The organism is Streptomyces pathocidini (assembly GCF_001418495.1).
In the GTDB taxonomy this organism is placed as follows: Bacteria; Actinomycetota; Actinomycetes; order Streptomycetales; family Streptomycetaceae; genus Streptomyces; species Streptomyces pathocidini.
The window spans coordinates 1-14,373 of the sequence record NZ_LIQY01000257.1; the positions used below are offsets into that span (position 1 = coordinate 1).

General features: G+C 69.2%; 16 protein-coding genes, 1 tRNA gene and 3 pseudogenes. 14 read left to right on the forward strand and 6 right to left on the reverse strand.

Annotation, left to right across the window (positions count from 1 at the left end):
* From AOK16_RS13900 to AOK16_RS27655, 4 genes are all read left to right on the forward strand, one after another.
* On the forward strand, positions 1–835 hold an 835-nt coding region (locus tag AOK16_RS13900; RefSeq protein ID WP_107098346.1), incomplete at its 5' end, for an alpha/beta fold hydrolase.
* 320 nt (positions 836–1,155) lie between these two features.
* Positions 1,156–1,229: transfer RNA gene (locus tag AOK16_RS13905), tRNA-Pro, on the forward strand.
* A gap of 152 nt (positions 1,230–1,381) precedes the next feature.
* Positions 1,382–1,708, forward strand: a complete 327-nt coding sequence (locus tag AOK16_RS13910) for an IS3 family transposase (protein ID WP_055472585.1) — start codon at positions 1,382–1,384, stop codon at positions 1,706–1,708.
* 151 nt (positions 1,709–1,859) lie between these two features.
* On the forward strand, positions 1,860–2,279 hold the full coding sequence (locus AOK16_RS27655; protein ID WP_276202502.1) for an IS3 family transposase: 420 nt from the start codon (positions 1,860–1,862) through the stop codon (positions 2,277–2,279).
* Between the two features lie 253 nt (positions 2,280–2,532).
* On the opposite strand, the gene AOK16_RS27185 is transcribed toward AOK16_RS27655, so the two are convergent.
* The 3 genes from AOK16_RS27185 to AOK16_RS13930 all read right to left on the reverse strand — a co-directional run bounded on the left by AOK16_RS27185 (position 2,533) and on the right by AOK16_RS13930 (position 4,996).
* Positions 2,533–2,952, reverse strand: coding sequence for a hypothetical protein (locus AOK16_RS27185; protein WP_157859211.1), 420 nt, complete (start codon positions 2,950–2,952; stop codon positions 2,533–2,535).
* Positions 2,953–2,990: 38 nt separating this feature from the next.
* A complete protein-coding gene (locus AOK16_RS13925) occupies positions 2,991–3,449 on the reverse strand; it encodes a hypothetical protein (RefSeq protein ID WP_169790894.1) in 459 nt (152 codons plus the stop codon).
* Positions 3,450–3,970: 521 nt separating this feature from the next.
* Positions 3,971–4,996, reverse strand: coding sequence for an RICIN domain-containing protein (locus AOK16_RS13930; protein WP_055472588.1), 1,026 nt, complete (start codon positions 4,994–4,996; stop codon positions 3,971–3,973).
* A gap of 318 nt (positions 4,997–5,314) precedes the next feature.
* On the opposite strand from AOK16_RS13930, the gene AOK16_RS28970 reads away from it, so the two are divergent.
* Positions 5,315–5,446, forward strand: a complete 132-nt coding sequence (locus AOK16_RS28970; protein ID WP_276202501.1) for a hypothetical protein — start codon at positions 5,315–5,317, stop codon at positions 5,444–5,446.
* Positions 5,447–5,504: 58 nt separating this feature from the next.
* Positions 5,505–5,672, forward strand: a pseudogene (locus tag AOK16_RS29255) (polysaccharide lyase family 8 super-sandwich domain-containing protein); the annotation flags it as partial.
* Positions 5,673–5,882: 210 nt separating this feature from the next.
* Here AOK16_RS29255 and AOK16_RS13935 read toward each other — a convergent pair.
* Complete coding sequence (locus AOK16_RS13935; RefSeq protein ID WP_055472589.1) at positions 5,883–6,431, reverse strand: hypothetical protein; 549 nt, start codon at positions 6,429–6,431, stop codon at positions 5,883–5,885.
* Between the two features lie 177 nt (positions 6,432–6,608).
* Here AOK16_RS13935 and AOK16_RS28975 point away from each other — a divergent pair.
* Positions 6,609–7,031, forward strand: a pseudogene (locus tag AOK16_RS28975) (respiratory nitrate reductase subunit gamma); the annotation flags it as partial.
* 101 nt (positions 7,032–7,132) lie between these two features.
* Positions 7,133–7,543: pseudogene (locus tag AOK16_RS28980) on the forward strand (MFS transporter); the annotation flags it as partial.
* A 122-nt stretch (positions 7,544–7,665) separates the two neighbouring features.
* On the opposite strand, the gene AOK16_RS13950 reads toward AOK16_RS28980, so the two are convergent.
* A complete protein-coding gene (locus AOK16_RS13950) occupies positions 7,666–8,016 on the reverse strand; it encodes an ArsR/SmtB family transcription factor (RefSeq protein ID WP_055472590.1) in 351 nt (116 codons plus the stop codon).
* A gap of 10 nt (positions 8,017–8,026) precedes the next feature.
* Positions 8,027–8,380, reverse strand: coding sequence for a zinc ribbon domain-containing protein YjdM (locus tag AOK16_RS13955; protein WP_055472591.1), 354 nt, complete (start codon positions 8,378–8,380; stop codon positions 8,027–8,029).
* A gap of 417 nt (positions 8,381–8,797) precedes the next feature.
* Here AOK16_RS13955 and AOK16_RS13960 point away from each other — a divergent pair, with 417 nt between their 5' ends.
* From AOK16_RS13960 to AOK16_RS13985, 6 genes are all read left to right on the forward strand, one after another.
* Positions 8,798–9,472 (forward strand): GntR family transcriptional regulator, encoded by a 675-nt coding sequence (locus tag AOK16_RS13960; protein ID WP_240483558.1) that lies wholly within the window; start codon positions 8,798–8,800, stop codon positions 9,470–9,472.
* Positions 9,469–10,476: a dihydrodipicolinate synthase family protein gene (locus AOK16_RS13965; RefSeq protein WP_079101361.1), complete on the forward strand. Its 1,008-nt coding sequence runs from the start codon at positions 9,469–9,471 to the stop codon at positions 10,474–10,476. The genes AOK16_RS13960 and AOK16_RS13965 overlap by 4 nt, the downstream gene beginning before the upstream one ends.
* Positions 10,473–11,621: a mandelate racemase/muconate lactonizing enzyme family protein gene (locus AOK16_RS13970; protein WP_055472593.1), complete on the forward strand. Its 1,149-nt coding sequence runs from the start codon at positions 10,473–10,475 to the stop codon at positions 11,619–11,621. The genes AOK16_RS13965 and AOK16_RS13970 overlap by 4 nt, the downstream gene beginning before the upstream one ends.
* Positions 11,622–11,836: 215 nt before the next feature.
* On the forward strand, positions 11,837–12,550 hold the full coding sequence (locus tag AOK16_RS13975) for a helix-turn-helix domain-containing protein (protein ID WP_079101362.1): 714 nt from the start codon (positions 11,837–11,839) through the stop codon (positions 12,548–12,550).
* Between the two features lie 118 nt (positions 12,551–12,668).
* On the forward strand, positions 12,669–13,976 hold the full coding sequence (locus tag AOK16_RS13980) for an NAD(P)/FAD-dependent oxidoreductase (protein WP_079101363.1): 1,308 nt from the start codon (positions 12,669–12,671) through the stop codon (positions 13,974–13,976).
* On the forward strand, positions 13,973–14,373 hold a 401-nt coding region (locus AOK16_RS13985), incomplete at its 3' end, for a 2Fe-2S iron-sulfur cluster-binding protein (RefSeq protein ID WP_079101364.1). The genes AOK16_RS13980 and AOK16_RS13985, both read left to right, overlap by 4 nt.

Below are 14,373 nucleotides of genomic sequence, written 5' to 3' on the forward strand. Positions count from 1 at the left end.
GGGTGTTGGCGAAGTACCGGCCGACCGGGCGGAGGGTGGCGGGTCTGGGGCGTCAGCCGGTGCCGGTGCCGGCGGCGGTGATGGTGGTGGCGGCAGCGATGGCGGTGCCGGCGGCGGTGCCGGTGACGGCGGTGTCGGTGAAGGTCCGGCCGGCCCGGCAGACGGCTGGCGCGCCATCGTCGCGGACCTGAAGGCCATCGGCGACCGGGCCCGCGCCGAGCACCCAGGGGTGCCCCTGATCCTGCTCGGCCACAGCCTGGGCTCGATGCTGGCTCGCGACTGCGCTCAGGAGTACGGGTCGGAGCTCGCGGGCCTCATCCTCTCCGGCACGTTCCGCTCACTCCCGGGCGCGGAGACGGAGAGCGCGATCGCGGAGCTGGAGGAGGAGACCGCGGCCCGCGGCCGCACCGCGCTCTCGTCCTTCATCCCGAACCTCTTCGCCTCCTTCAACGACCCGTACGTCCACAGGACCGGCTTCGAGTGGCTGTCGCGCGACGAGGCGGAGGTTGATGTGTACGCGGCGGACGAACGCTGCGGCTTCCCCTTCAGCGCGGGCCTGGCGCTGGACTGGGTCCGCGCGATCCGCAAGATCAACGACCCCAGCAACCTGGCCCGCGTACCCAAGGACCTCCCGATCCATGTGGCTGTGGGCACCGAGGATCCCTGCAACCAGCGGATGACCTTGGTCTACGAGCTCCTGGAGGACTTCCGCTACGCGGGCGCGGAGGCCCTGACCTGGCGGGCGTACGAGGGGGCTCGCCACGAGATCCTCAACGAGACGAACCGCGAGGAGGTCCAGCGCGACCTGCTGGAATGGCTGGAGAAGCGGGTGTGAGGCGGGCCCGGCGGCGCGGGGCGCATCGCCGAGCGGACCAGGCGCCCGGCCGTGCCCGGACCGGACATCCGGCCCGCCCGGAGGCCGGGCGGACCAGGCGCCCGGCCTGGCTCTGACCGGACATCCGGCCCCGCCCGGACCGGATGTCTGGCCGAGGGAGTCCGCCGCACCCTCCGGTCGCCTCGCCGCACACTCCCGCTCACCCTCCGTGACCTCGGGTGAAGATCGCTACGGGAGATCGGATTGGCCAACCACCCCACCAGGTGCGGTATTGTTCTCGTGCGCGGTCGGCCGGGGGAAAATCCGGGCCGTACGGGCACCGGGACGTGGCGCAGCTTGGTAGCGCACTTGACTGGGGGTCAAGGGGTCGCAGGTTCAAATCCTGTCGTCCCGACGGTGCCGAAAGGCCCGTTGAGCAGGGAGAGTTCCCAGCTCAGCGGGCCTTTCGCTATTTTGGCAGCGGCTGCCAATCTCACGGGCCGTCAGGGTCTGGGGACTGAACCGTTCCGGGTTCGGTGGGACTCGATCGTTTGAGAGGTTCGAGTTATGGCATGTCCTTCCCAGTACCTGCTTGAGCTGTGCCGTCGTGCGGTGCGGATGGTCGCCGAGGTGCGGCCGGAGTACGACACCGAGTGGGCCGCGATGAAAGCGGTCGCCCAGAAGCTGGGCATCGGCACGACCGAGACGCTGCGCAAGTGGGTGCGGCAGGACCAGATCGACGCCGGGACCCGTCCGGGCACGACGAGCCAGGAGTCGGCCGAGCTGAAGCGGCTGAAGAAGGAGAACGCCGAGCTGAAGCGGGCCAACGACATCCTCAAGGCCGCGGCGTCTTTCTTCGCGGCCGAGCTCGACCGGCCACACACACGCTCGTAGCGTTCATCGACGAGCACAAGGACCGCTTCGGCGGCGTCGAGCCGATCTGTCGGGTCCTCACCGACCACGACTGCAAGATCGCCCCGTCCACCTACTACGCCCACCACAAAGCCAGGCCGCACCCGCAGCCCGCACGGTCCGCGACGCCAAGCTGAAGACCCTCATCACGCAGGCGTACGAGGCCAACTACCGTGTCTACGGCGCCCGGAAGATCTGGCGGCACCTGAACCGCCAGGATGTCGCGGTGGCCCGCTGCACCGTCGAGCGCCTCATGCGTGAACTCGGCATCACCGGAGCGGTCCGCGGCAAAAAGGTGATCACCACCATCTCCGACGCGAGTGCGGAACGGGCCCCGGACCTCGTGGACCGCGACTTCGTCGCCCCCGCCCCGAACCGCTGCTGGGTCGCCGACTTCACCCACGTCACCACGTTCGCCGGCGTCGTCTACGTCGCCTTCGTCGTGGACACCTTCTCCCGCCGCATCGTCGGCTGGTCAGCAGCCACATCGAAGGAGACACAGCTCGTCCTGGACGCCCTCGAGATGGCCCTTGTGGCAGCGCGACCGAGATAAACACCCCTACCAGAAAGGCGAGTTGATACATCACTCCGATGCGGGGTCGCAGTACACATCGTTCGCGCTCGCCGAGCACCTCGACCGGGCACATCCCGCCCGTCGAATTCAAGACCAACTCCTACCGAGCAACCACGAAACCCCAGGTCACAGCCACAACCTAGAGTCTCGATCAAACCCGCAACGGTTCACTTAGCGCCGCCCCGCGAAAGGGCGCAGTTGTCCGGGTTGCTGCACCTGCCGGCCCCGGGGCCTACGGCACGTACTTCTCCCAGGCGCTCCAGCCGCCGGATTCGAGCTGGGAGTAGATCCGGGTGCTCCCAGCGGTGACCGCGTAGATCCGGTGCTTGCCGGTCGGGCGGATCTCGTACGTGTCCATGGTGTACGCGGCTCCGTTGCTGACCCGGACAGGACCGTTACTGCCGCCCGAAATCCGGTACACGTAGGAGTTCGGCGGGCTGACGAAGAACACTTCGTCCCTTATGCCGTCGCGGTCCCAGTCGGCATTCACCCACTTTCTTCCGCACACCACGGGAACGCTGCGCCCGAATGCCTCGATCCGGCACTGCTGGTCCGAGGACGGGCTCTGCGGAGCGGCTTGTGCGGGTGCCGCCGACATGGCGATCGCCCCCATGACGCCTGCGGCCAGCATGGCCAATGTGCGAGAGTTCACTGTTCATTCCCCCTGTGATGACCGACGTACGGGGTCGGCTAGCCGCGCAGGCGCGGATTCGGCACCCATTTCGTGTGGTGCTTCTCCTTGGTTCGGGACCCGAAGAACTCGACACGCGCATAGGCCAGCCGCTCGTCCTGCGCGAAGTATGTGAGGAAGACGTCACGCCATTCCTTGCACGCCTTGTCCCCGATCGGAACCTGGAAGATCGACGGGGCGGTTCTGGGGCTCGCGGCACCGCCCATGGTGACGTACCCCTGGAGCTGGGCCGTCGCCTGGTCCTTGTCGCCCGGCGTCGCGTCGCACAGCTGCAGAGTGATGTCTTCGAGGCGGTTGGCGTCCGCCCACGCGCCGCTCCAGTCCACCCTGATGTCGCCGGCCGTTCCAGAGGGAAACTGTGTAGCGGCGAGGGCTGACCCGGTCAGCGCCGTCGTTGATACGGAGATGGTCGCAGCGATTACCGCTATCCCCTTGGCCGCGGTCCTGTTGATTCTCATATTGCAGTTCATCCCCCGAAGTTGGCCATGTGGCCCTGACGATCGGCCAGCGAGCACGCTAGCAGCGGTTCGCATACAGGGGTAGAAGAAGACATAAACCGAAGCGTTGCCTTCCGCATGCCTGCTGGTGGAGGGCCTACCCCCTGCATCCCCCGCAGCACCCATTCCACGCGAGGTCCGAGCGGTGATACGCCTTCCTCTCGAGATCATGCGTACAGAGGCTGATCAGAGAGGTAGGTGGAGGCGGGGGGAAGAGAAGCCTTCGGCTACTAGCGCGCCGTACGCGGTGGTGACGAGCTGGTGGGGGGAGCGTTCGCGAGGTGCTCGCGCACATCTCCCCGGCCCGTAGCTCGGCCGTCAACTACTACGGCTCCATCACCGTCGACTACGAACACGGACTTGCTGAACTCGACGAACGCGGACACCGGCCGCTGCGCACCATGGCCACCGACGATCCCGCCGCCGGGAGACATTCAGGTGTCACGCACGGCACGGTCACTGCGAATGCTTCCGAACTGACGTCAGCGCCCGTGGCCGTCCAAGACGCTGACAGCCGGGTTGAGTGTGTTCCATTCCAAGATCTTGGTGCCGTCCATTCGTTCCACGGTGTAGCGGTCGCCCCGGAACCAGAGACACTCGGCGATCCTGACGCCGTCGGCCTGGTATTCCCTTTCGACCTTCTCCGTCTTACTGTGCTCGTGCACCTCGCCGGTGTAGGTGGTGACCTTCAACTCGCGGCTGTAGGTAGTGCTCAGGGAAGCGGAGAAGCCCTTGTAGGCGAACGACGCCTCGGCGGTCACCGAGATGCTGGTCGTCTCTTCCACCGTCTTGGCGGTGCTCGTCGTGAGGCCGACCGTGACCTCCTTGGTCTTCGTGACCTTGCTGGTGCCGGCGTGATCGTAGAAGTACACCTTCTCCCAGTAGCCGTACCGCTTGACGATGTAGTACGGGCTGTTGTCGACCTGCCACTGGGGCGAGGAGTCCCCGATCGTGAAGAAGGGCACGGCCAGCTGGCCGATCAGGACATCCGGTGTGGTGTCCCGCGGGGGCTCCGTGAAGCTCGTGAGCCGGATGACGTCACCGATGTCGTTGGGGTCCCTGTCAATCGGCCTGAGGCCAGTGATCTGTGGATACTCGTCTTCCACCTCCAGCGCCCAGTACTGCCGTTCCCGCGTCTCCGGCCCGCCGGGGGTGTACTGCTGGAGGTTGGTCGACGGCGAGATGCCCCAGCTTTGGGGGGTCAGTTCCAGGCCGCTCTTCTTGTTGACGACGGTGTAGTAGCCGCTTGTCGCGGGCCTGAGCATCCACTTCTGGGAGGAGGCGACCTCGGGGGACTGGATGTCGTACTGCTGTACTCCCATGGACGGAGCCGTGCTGTTCTGGTGGACGTTGATGCACAGACCGGTCCGCTTGCTGACGAGCATGACGTCGTCGTTGTCCAGTGGCATCACGTGCCAGACCTGCTTGGCGCGGTTTCCATCGCCCACGCCCGTCAGCGTGTAGATCTGAAGCTGGGCCTCACCCGAACTCCAACTCTTGGGGGTCACGACCAGACCGTTGCTCGCTTTGTTGCGGATCCGATACGTCCTACCCGGCGTAAACGCCACGACGTTCTCCTCCTGCTGCGGCCCGCACGGTCTGACTGCGGGCGACCGAGTAGTCGCAGACTGTGCCTGTGACGCCGAACGTGACTGCTCCAGACCGATCTGATGGAGAGTCGCGCCAGCAATGACACGCTACAGTCAATTACCTTCAGTGGTCAGGTCGTTACACATAATGATGGTGCCGCTTCGTGTGATGGGTGGTCATCACGCTGCCGCCTTCGCGGAGGTGAAGCTGGCGGCGGCCCGGCCGGTGTTTCACAGGTGTTCGCCTGTGAAACCATCGGCGGCGCGGGCGTCGCCGACGACTCCATGCTGTCCATGGACCTCCACCTGCGCGAGCAGGAGATGAGCTTGCGCGACATCGCCAGCGACTCGTCATCATCACCGGCATGAAGGCTGTTCTCGACGGCTCCTCGATCACGTCGTCGCTGAACCGACCGCGCAGCACCGGCTGTTCCCGTCGATGACCCGGGCGGTACACCGCCGGGCGGGCTGGGCCGCGTCGGTGAGCATGTCGTCCTTGGATTTCGCCTTCTACGAATGCGGCAATCGCGAGAACCAGCGTGGCTGGCAAACTGGTTCAGGCATGCTCACCTGGTGGAAGGACGCGACACTCGGTCAGTACAGCGACGCCTTGCATCAGCTTCGCCAGCACTGCCGATCTGGAAGCGACGGGAACTCCCTCTGTCATGGGGCTCCGGCCACAACGGCACGGCCCGCTGGGTCTCGGGGCGAGACTGCTCGCAGCAGATGGTCGAGGCTGCGCCGATCGCGATCTGCGCAGCCTCGACGGTCTCCTATCGGGCTCCACGGCACGTGCCCGTCTGGATCATGTCGGCCAGGGGTCCTGCGGTGTGCTGGACAAGGCTTCGGTGATCATTCGGGTGGCGAAGTCGCGGTCGTCGGTGAGGCGGTTGATGTGCTCCGCGAGCAGCAAGGCCGTGGCTTCCAGGGGATTCATCTCCTCCTCGGTCCAGTCGCCGTACTGTTTGCGCCACAGGTTGGGGCTCAGGTCGGTGCCGGCCGCGACGACCAGGCCGGTCATGGTGGGGATGGCCTCGGGGCGGATGCTCCTGGACATCATGCGCATCGAGGCCACAAGGCTGGGGACGACGTACTCGATGACGTCCCGGTCGTGGTCCTCGTAGGCCATCCGCAGCCACTGCATGAACATGTAGATGAGCGTGCACGCGCCGTCCAGCAGGTCCCTGGCTTCATCGGGGCCGAGTGACGCGGTGAACTGGTCGCTCAACTGCTGCTGTTCGGGGTCGGTCCCGGCCTCGCCGTCGTAGATGGCTTTGAGCCGGGAGTCGATCAGCATGAGCGCCGCTCCGACATCGCCGGCGGGAGCGTACTGGGGGTCGCAGGGCGAGGACACGGGACTGCTCCTCGGGGTGATCGTGGGTCACGGGCGTGTCCGACCGTAGTCCGCCGATGAGTCCGCGGTCCGGCGAATCGGAATTCCTCGGGGGCGGCCGGTCGTGTCGCCCCCTTCCAGGACGGCCTGTTCCCCGCCTCGCTCACCGCACTGACCGGGGACGACTGGAACCGGGCGATGGCGGCGTGGCGCGAGGCGCGCCCGGACGTACCGGCGCCATGGCAGAGCCAATGGCCTGACCGCGAGGCCGACGGCCGCGCTGGGGACGCCGACAGCCCGCGCTTGGGGGCTCCGACGGGCGCGTGCTCCGGCGACCCGATCGGCCCTGCTCGCCGCGCTCCCGGCCGTGGGTTCCGGTGGACCACCCACTCCTCGCAGCTGTACGAGTCGAGGCTGCTGCGCGTCGGTTCGCCCCTCTTCCACTACGGCATCCTCTTCGTCCTCGTCGGCCACCTCATGGGCCTGTTCGTGCCCGAATCGTGGACCGATGCCGTGGGGTTCGACGAGCACCTGTACCACCTGTTCTCGCTCTTCGGCGGCACCTTCGCCGGGGTTCTGACGATCCTCGGCATCGCCCTGCTCATCTACCGCCGACGGACGACCGGCTGATGTTCCCGCTCTTCGCGGCGCTGACCATCATTCCGGTGCTGCTGCTCATCCCCGCCAAAAGCAGCTTCGGGGCGCTGCTGGCCGTGGGGTTCTTCCTGGGCATCGGCGGCTGGCTCGCCGACCGCGTCCACCCCGCGGTCGTCACCGCGTGGGCGCTCGGCGTCGTCGCGCTCTTCGCGATCGTCCAGGCCTTCGACCCGCCCCTGTACTGGGTCGCCACGGTCGCCCTGCTCATCATGGCGGCGGGCCTGGGCGCGGCGAGCGGCTCCATCTTCGCCCTGGTCGCGCTCGTCACCCCGCAGCCGCAGATCGGCAGTGTCACCGGCATCGTCGGCGCGATGGGCGGGCTCGGCGGGTTCCTGCCCCCGATCGTGATGGGCGCGGTCTACGGCGCCAAGGGGACGTACTCGATCGGTCTGATGCTGCTGTCGGACCTGGCACTCGCCGGATGCGTCTACGCCTACGGGCGGATGCGGTCCGCGGGCAGGCCCACCGCCCGCTGAACCCGACCGAGGCCGACCCGGGGCCCGCGTGGGGTGCCCGCTCGGGGCGTCGCGGTCCCGGACTTCGTCCCCTGTCCTCGGCTTCGGCTACGCGGAGGACGCCGTCGTGGTCGCCGCACTCGCTACGACGGCGGCTCTCCCCCGCCCTGCGAGGCGCGCAGGGCGGCCAGCAGTTCGGCCTGCCCGGCGAGCACTCCGGACAGGATGGTCCGTGCGATCCGCAGCAGTTCCGCGATCTGGGGGCTGGTCAGCGAGTAGTACACGGTCGAGCCCTCCTTGCGGGTCCTGACCAGATTCGCCCGCCGCAGCACGGCCAACTGCTGGGAGAGATGCGCGGGTTCGATGCCCACCTCGGGCAGCAACTCCGCGACCGCGTGCTCGCGCTCGCTCAGCAGCTCCAGGACCCGGATGCGGGCCGGGTGGCCCAGCGTCTTGAAGAACTCGGCCTTCAGCTGGTACAGCGGCGTGCTCATCGTGCCGTCCTCAGGCCTTCTTGACCACGCTGGACTTGAGCTGCATGGCGCCGAAGCCGTCGACCTTGCAGTCGATGTCGTGGCCGTCCACGCCGTCGACGAGGCGGATGTTGCGCACCTTGGTGCCGGCCTTGATCCCGGTCGGGCTGCCCTTGACCTTCAGGGTCTTGATCACGGTCACGGTGTCGCCGTCGGCGAGCACGTTGCCGACCGCGTCCCGGATCACCTTGTCCCCGGAGGCGCCGTCCGCGGACTCCTGGGACGGCGACCATTCGTGCCCGCACTCGGGGCAGACGAGGAGCGCACCCATCTCGTAGGTGTACGCGCCGGAGCATTCGGGGCAGGCGGGAAGGTTGTCACTCATGGCACATGGATCTTTCAGTCGGTGAGCCGATATGGAGGTCAGGCGGGTGTCCGGCGGGCCGGCCGTCGGTGTACGTCACGCCTCCGCGGGGATCAGGCGGAAGCCGCTGACCGTCACGGGATCGCGTTCTGCTTCTGCCGGGCGGCACCCGTCAGCAGGGCTGCCGCCTGCTCCAGGCACAGCATCTAGCCAATTGCGAAATTGTGCAATTCCGGCATGAGTGCGACCTATGGACTGCGAGGCACACGCCGTGGGCCGCCGGTTCCGCCGCTGAGACCAACCGGAACTCCGCAGGTGAGCCAGGGGGCGAGGTGTTTAGCGGGTTTCAAGGTCTTGCCACACGCGGTGCATGGCCCTACGGTCCCCGTCATATATGACGTATGACGCTACGGGGGGTGTCAGTTGAGCCTGCCTGCGGTGAGCCCGGGGGACCTGCCCTCGCGTACCGCGCATGTCCTCGGGATCATCAAGTCGGCCATCCTCAATGGGGAGTTCCAGCCCGGCACGCGCCTCGTGGAGAACGATCTGGGCGAGCGGTTCGGTGTGTCGAAGACGCCCGTGCGCGAGGCGTTGAAGGCTCTGGAGGGCTCGGGGCTCGTCGTCATCCGCCCCTACACCGGGACGACCGTGCGCGAGCTCGGCCAGGACGAGGCGATCGCGATCCACGACATGCGCCTGCTCATCGAGCCGGAGGCGGTGCGGCGCAGCGTGGCCTCGGGCCTGGACTGCTCCGCGGCGGCACGGGCTCTCGAGCGCTCGGCCCGTGCCGACGACGGCGCGTCGCGCAGCGCCGCCAACCGGGACTTCCATCGCAGCCTCTACGCGGGGTGCGGCAACCCGCTGATCGTCCGCACCCTGGACGGGCTCCGGGACCAGACGGCGCTGGTGTCGGTCTCCTCCTGGGGTCGCGCGCCGACCTGGGAGGAGGAGGCCCGCGAACACGCCGCGATCCTCGACCGGGCGGGTGCCGGGAAGGCCGAGGAGGCCGCCGAACTCGTCCGCCGCCACATCGAAGGATTCGTCGCCCGGCACCTGACCGAACCGGTCACCGAACCGGTCACGCCCGCGGAAATCGGAGGGACCACGTCATGAGCTCCCTGGCAGACCTCGTCGAGCGGCTGAGCACCGTCATCGGCATTCCCGTCGTGCCTTATGCCGAGAGCGGTGGGATCGACCACGACCGCACCACGGCGCTCGCCCATCGCCTGGTGGCGCACGGGATTTCGGTGCTGACGCCGAACGGCAACACGGGCGAGTTCTACGCCCTCGCACCGGACGAACGGCGTGCGGTGCTGACCAGTGTCGTGTCGGCGCGTGCCGCGACGACGACGATCGTCGCCGGTGTCGGATTCGACGTGTGGACGGCGATCGACGACGCGCGCTTCGCCCGGGACGCCGGAGCCGACGCGATCATGATCCACCAGCCCGCCATGCCCTACCTGGCGGCGGAGGGCTGGGTCGAGTACAACGCGGCGATCGCCCGCGCGGTCCCCGAACTTGGCGTTCTGCCCTACCTGAGCAATCCGGCCGTCTCCGGCACGCACATCGCGCGGCTGGCCGAGCGGGCGCCCAACGTCGTCGGGCTCAAGTACTCGGTGCCCGACCCGGTCGCGTTCGCCACGGCCAGGTCCCTGGCCGGGGAAGGACTGCTGTGGATCGCGGGTCTTGCCGAGTCCTACGCGCCCGCGTACTGGCAGGCCGGTGCGCGGGCGTTCACCTCCGGGCTGGCCAACGTGGCGCCGGCGGTGTCACTGCGGATGCTTCAGGCTCTACGGGCGGGCGACTACGGGGAGGCGGCTGACATCTGGCGGCTCGTCCGGCCCTTCGAGGAGCTGAGGGCCCGCGACCGCTCGGCCCACAACGTCTCCGTCGTGAAGGAGGCGATGCACCAACTCGGGCTATGCCGACGCGAGGTGCGGCCGCCCTCTCATACCCTGCCTCCCGAACTCGCGGCGGAGGTCGCCGAGTCCACGCGGCCCTGGCGGGAGTTCGTACCCTCCCTCGAGCACGTCGAGCACGTCGAGCACGTCGAGCACGTCGAGCACGTCGAGCACGTCGAGCACGTCGAGAACCTCGAGAAGGAGCGGTCGGCATGAAGATCCAGTCCCTGCACACCTACTTGCAGCGGGTCGGCGACCGGCCCCGCGTCCTCGTGAAGATCACCGCCGAGGACGGCACGGCCGGCTGGGCGGAGTGCTACAACCACGGCCCCGACCTCGCCTTCCCTCCGCTGCTCGAGCACCTCTTCGAGCAGATCAAGGGCATGGACGCGCTTTCCCCCACCGCCGTCAACCAGCGCCTCCAGCAGTCGGGACGCTTCCCCCAGGGCGCCCTCGGGCTGGCCGCCATCGCCGCGATCGACCACGCGCTGTGGGACATCGCGGGCAAGGCGCTCGGCGTGCCCGTCTACCAGCTGATCGGCGGCGCCGTCCGGGAGCGCGTCCGGGTCTACGCGGGGCTCTACAACGCCCCGGACATCGCCGAACTCCGGGACACCACCGCGGAATTGCACGAGCGGTTCGGATTCACCGCGTTCAAGCTCAGCCCCTACCGGCGCGACCTGCACCGGACGCGCTACGGTCGCGTCGTCCGGGAGCTCGCCGACTGGTTCGGCGACATCCGCCAACACCACCCAGACGACTGGGAGTTCGCCTTCGACGCCCACGCGTGCGTCTGGGAACCGTGGCAGGCCGTCGAGCTCGGCGAGGCGCTCGCGCCGAACGGGCCGCTCTTCCTCGAGGAGCCGATCCGCCCCGAGCACATCCCGGCCTGGGGCCGCGTCCGCTCGGAGCTGAAGGTGCCGCTGGCCACCGGCGAATCCCTCTACAACCCGCAGGAGTTCCTCGCCCTTCTGACCGCGGGCGGGGCCGACATCGTGCAGCCCGACATCTGCGTCGTCGGCGGCCTGACCCAGATGCTCAAGATCGCCACGATCGCCGAGGCCCATTACGCGCCGGTGACCCCGCACAACCCGATGGGCCCGCTGGCCACCGCGGCCAACGTCCACTTCGCGGCGGCCACCACGAACTTCGGCATCCTCGAGTACGGGGCGGGCTACAAGGTAGGCGACGCCCCCTGGTGCCCCGATCCGTACCTCCCCGTGAACGGCTACCTCGACCTCCGCCCGGACCGCCCGGGTTGGGGCATCGAAATCGACGAAGCCGCCCTGACGACGGACGACTGGGTGTCGTGGACGCGGCGCGTACCGGTGCGGCCGGACGGCTCGACGGCCTGGATGTGAGCTGAGCCGGGTTGACTCGGGAAAAGGGGCAGGGGGGCAAGGGGCAAGGGAGCGCGGTGCGTTCTTTCTTGCGGTGCCGTGGCGGGCAGGCCCTGATCCGATCGGCATGGTCAGCGTCCCTGTCACAGGCCGCGTACGGTATACCGAACGCATGCGGGAGTGGAACGGGAGTGGAAGGGGACGAGGTGGGGACCTCCGAAGGTTCGGTTCGGGGCATGTTGGCCGCCAATCTCAGGCGGGCTCGGACCGAGCGAGGGCTGTCGATCTCCGAGCTGTCCCGCCGATCGAAGATCGGCAAGGCGACCCTGTGGCAGCTGGAATCAGGGGAGGGGAATCCCACCATCGAGACCGTGTTCAGCCTCTCCCGCGTCCTGGAGGTCGCCATCTCCGACCTCCTGGACGCCCGCCCCGCCGATGAGCTGACCGTGGTGCGCGCCGCCGACGCGCCGGTGCTCAGCGGCGAGGGGGTCGATCTGCGCCCACTGCGGCGGATCGAGTCCGCGGATGCGGTCTTCGAACTCTTCGACCAGCGAGTACGCGCCGGGCGGAGGCAGGACTCGCTCGGACACGTGGGAACCGAGCACACCGTCGTGCAGGCCGGCCGGCTCGGCGTGCGGGTGGCCGGTCACGAGGTGGAGCTGGAGCCGGGCGACTACGTGGGCTTCGACGCGGCCCGCCCCCACAGCTACACGGCGCTCGACGGCGACGTGCGCTCGGTCCTGCTGCTCCAGTACGGGGCGGACCAGCGGCTCCACCTGTCGGACGCGACACCCGGCGGCGGCTCCTGCGCAGCGGAGGGCCGACCTGCTCGCGGCGCAACGGCCGGAGAGCCGGCCTCTGAGCAGCCGAAGAGCCGCCCCTCCCGCGGCGCAACAGCCGAGGTGCCGGCCCCAGCGCAGCCGAAGAGCCGCCCTCCGCACGCCCGTTGACACACCCGGCGAAGCGGCGATCACCGCGTCCAGGCCGAGGCTGGCCCCGCGCGACCGTTGACACGCTCCCGGCCGCGTCCTAACTTTCTGGCGTTCGGTTTAACGAACAGGGGGGGCGATGTACGGAACACGGGTGGCGGTGCTGGGCGCCGGGATCGTCGGCGCCGCATGCGCCCGCGAACTGGCCCTGGCCGGACTCGAGGTCACCGTCGTCGACCGTGGAGCCGCCGCGTCGGCGACCACCGCCCACGGCGAGGGCAACGTGCTCGTCTCCGACAAGGGGCCGGGTCCCGAGCTGGAACTGGCCCAGTTCTCCCGGCGGTTGTGGCCACAGGTGCTCGACACGATCGCCGAGCGATCCGGCCGAGCCGCGGACGCGGTGGAGTGGGAGCCCAAGGGCGGCATCGTCGTCGCGACCACCGACGCCGGCGCCCGCGAACTCGTCCGTTTCGCCGCGGCACAGCGCGCGGCGGGAGTACGCGCGGAGGTCCTCGACGCCGACGGGCTCGCCGAGGCCGAGCCGTACGTCACCCCCGCGCACACCGCAGCCCTGCACTACCCGCAGGACGCCCAGGTACAGCCGGCGGCCGCGGCGGCCGCGCTCCTCGGCGACGCCCTCGCGGCGGGCGCGACCCTGGGGACCGGCCGCGAGGTGCTCGGCGCGGTCACCCGGGGCGGCCGGCTCACCGGGATCCGCACCTCGGCCGGCCTGTTGGAGGCCGATCTGTTCGTCAACGCCGCGGGCCCCTGGGCGGGCGAGCTCGCCGCTCGCCTCGGCGCACCCGTGGACGTCCGGCCCCGGCGCGGCGACATTCTGGTGACCACACCGCTGCCGCCGATGGTGTTCCACAAGGTCTACGACGCGGACTACGTGGGCGCGGTCGGCAGCAGCGCCGAGGAGCTGCAGACCTCGGCGGTGGTGGAGTCCACCCGCGGCGGCAGCGTGCTCATCGGATCCTCGCGCCGCCGGGTCGGCTTCGACGACCGGCTGCGCCCCGAGGTGCTCTCGGTCGTCGCCGCCAAGGCGCTGCGGCTGTTCCCGACGTTGGCCGGGGTCCCGGTGATGCGGGCGTACGGCGGATTCCGCCCGTACGTCCCCGACCATCTGCCGGTCATCGGCGCCGACCCCCGGCTGGCGGGCCTCTGGCACGCGAGCGGCCACGAGGGTGCCGGCATCGGTCTGTCGGTGGGCACCGCACGGCTGTTGCGCTGCCTGATCCTCGGCGAGCCGACGGACATGGACGCGACGCCGTTCCGAGTGGACCGCCCGGCCGTACTGGGCGAGCACGCGCACCCGGCGAACGGCGCGCGCCCGGCGAGTAGCGCCCACTCGGCGAGTAGCGGACGCCCCGCGAGTAGCGCGTCCCCGGCTGGTAGCGCGCACCCGGCGAGCAGCGCACATCCGGCCAGTGAGGAGACGGCATGAGCCCCAGACGTGTCCGTGCCGAGTACGACCTGGCCGGGCGGCAGGACCGGCCGCTGCGGATCACCGTCGACGGCGAGCCGGTGGACGGTGTCGCGGGCCAGACCATCGCGGGCGTCCTGCTCGCCGCCGGCCGACTGGCCTGGCGCCGGGGGCGTTCGGGCGCACCGCGCGGAGTGTTCTGCGGCATCGGCGTGTGCTTCGACTGCCTGGTGACCGTGGGCGACGAACGTGACGTACGGGCCTGCCGCCGCCGGGCCCGTGACGGCGATGCGGTGACCACCCAGACACGGGAACAGCCAACCGCCCGGAGCAGCCGGGCGGAGACCGCCCCGGAGACGGAGGCGGTGGGCGGGTCTGCCGTACCGAAGGTTGGCAGACCCGCGGTGTCAGGGCCCGC

Excerpts from the sequence above, each read along its gene's own strand:
- AOK16_RS13910 (WP_055472585.1), top strand. The coding sequence starts at position 1,382 with ATGGCATGTCCTTCCCAGTACCTGCTTGAGCTGTGCCGTCGTGCGGTG.
- AOK16_RS13925 (WP_169790894.1), bottom strand. The coding sequence starts at position 3,449 with ATGAGAATCAACAGGACCGCGGCCAAGGGGATAGCGGTAATCGCTGCG.
- AOK16_RS13950 (WP_055472590.1), bottom strand. The coding sequence starts at position 8,016 with ATGAGCACGCCGCTGTACCAGCTGAAGGCCGAGTTCTTCAAGACGCTG.
- AOK16_RS13955 (WP_055472591.1), bottom strand. The coding sequence starts at position 8,380 with ATGAGTGACAACCTTCCCGCCTGCCCCGAATGCTCCGGCGCGTACACC.
- AOK16_RS13965 (WP_079101361.1), top strand. The coding sequence starts at position 9,469 with ATGAGCTCCCTGGCAGACCTCGTCGAGCGGCTGAGCACCGTCATCGGC.
- AOK16_RS13970 (WP_055472593.1), top strand. The coding sequence starts at position 10,473 with ATGAAGATCCAGTCCCTGCACACCTACTTGCAGCGGGTCGGCGACCGG.
- AOK16_RS13975 (WP_079101362.1), top strand. The coding sequence starts at position 11,837 with ATGTTGGCCGCCAATCTCAGGCGGGCTCGGACCGAGCGAGGGCTGTCG.
- AOK16_RS13980 (WP_079101363.1), top strand. The coding sequence starts at position 12,669 with ATGTACGGAACACGGGTGGCGGTGCTGGGCGCCGGGATCGTCGGCGCC.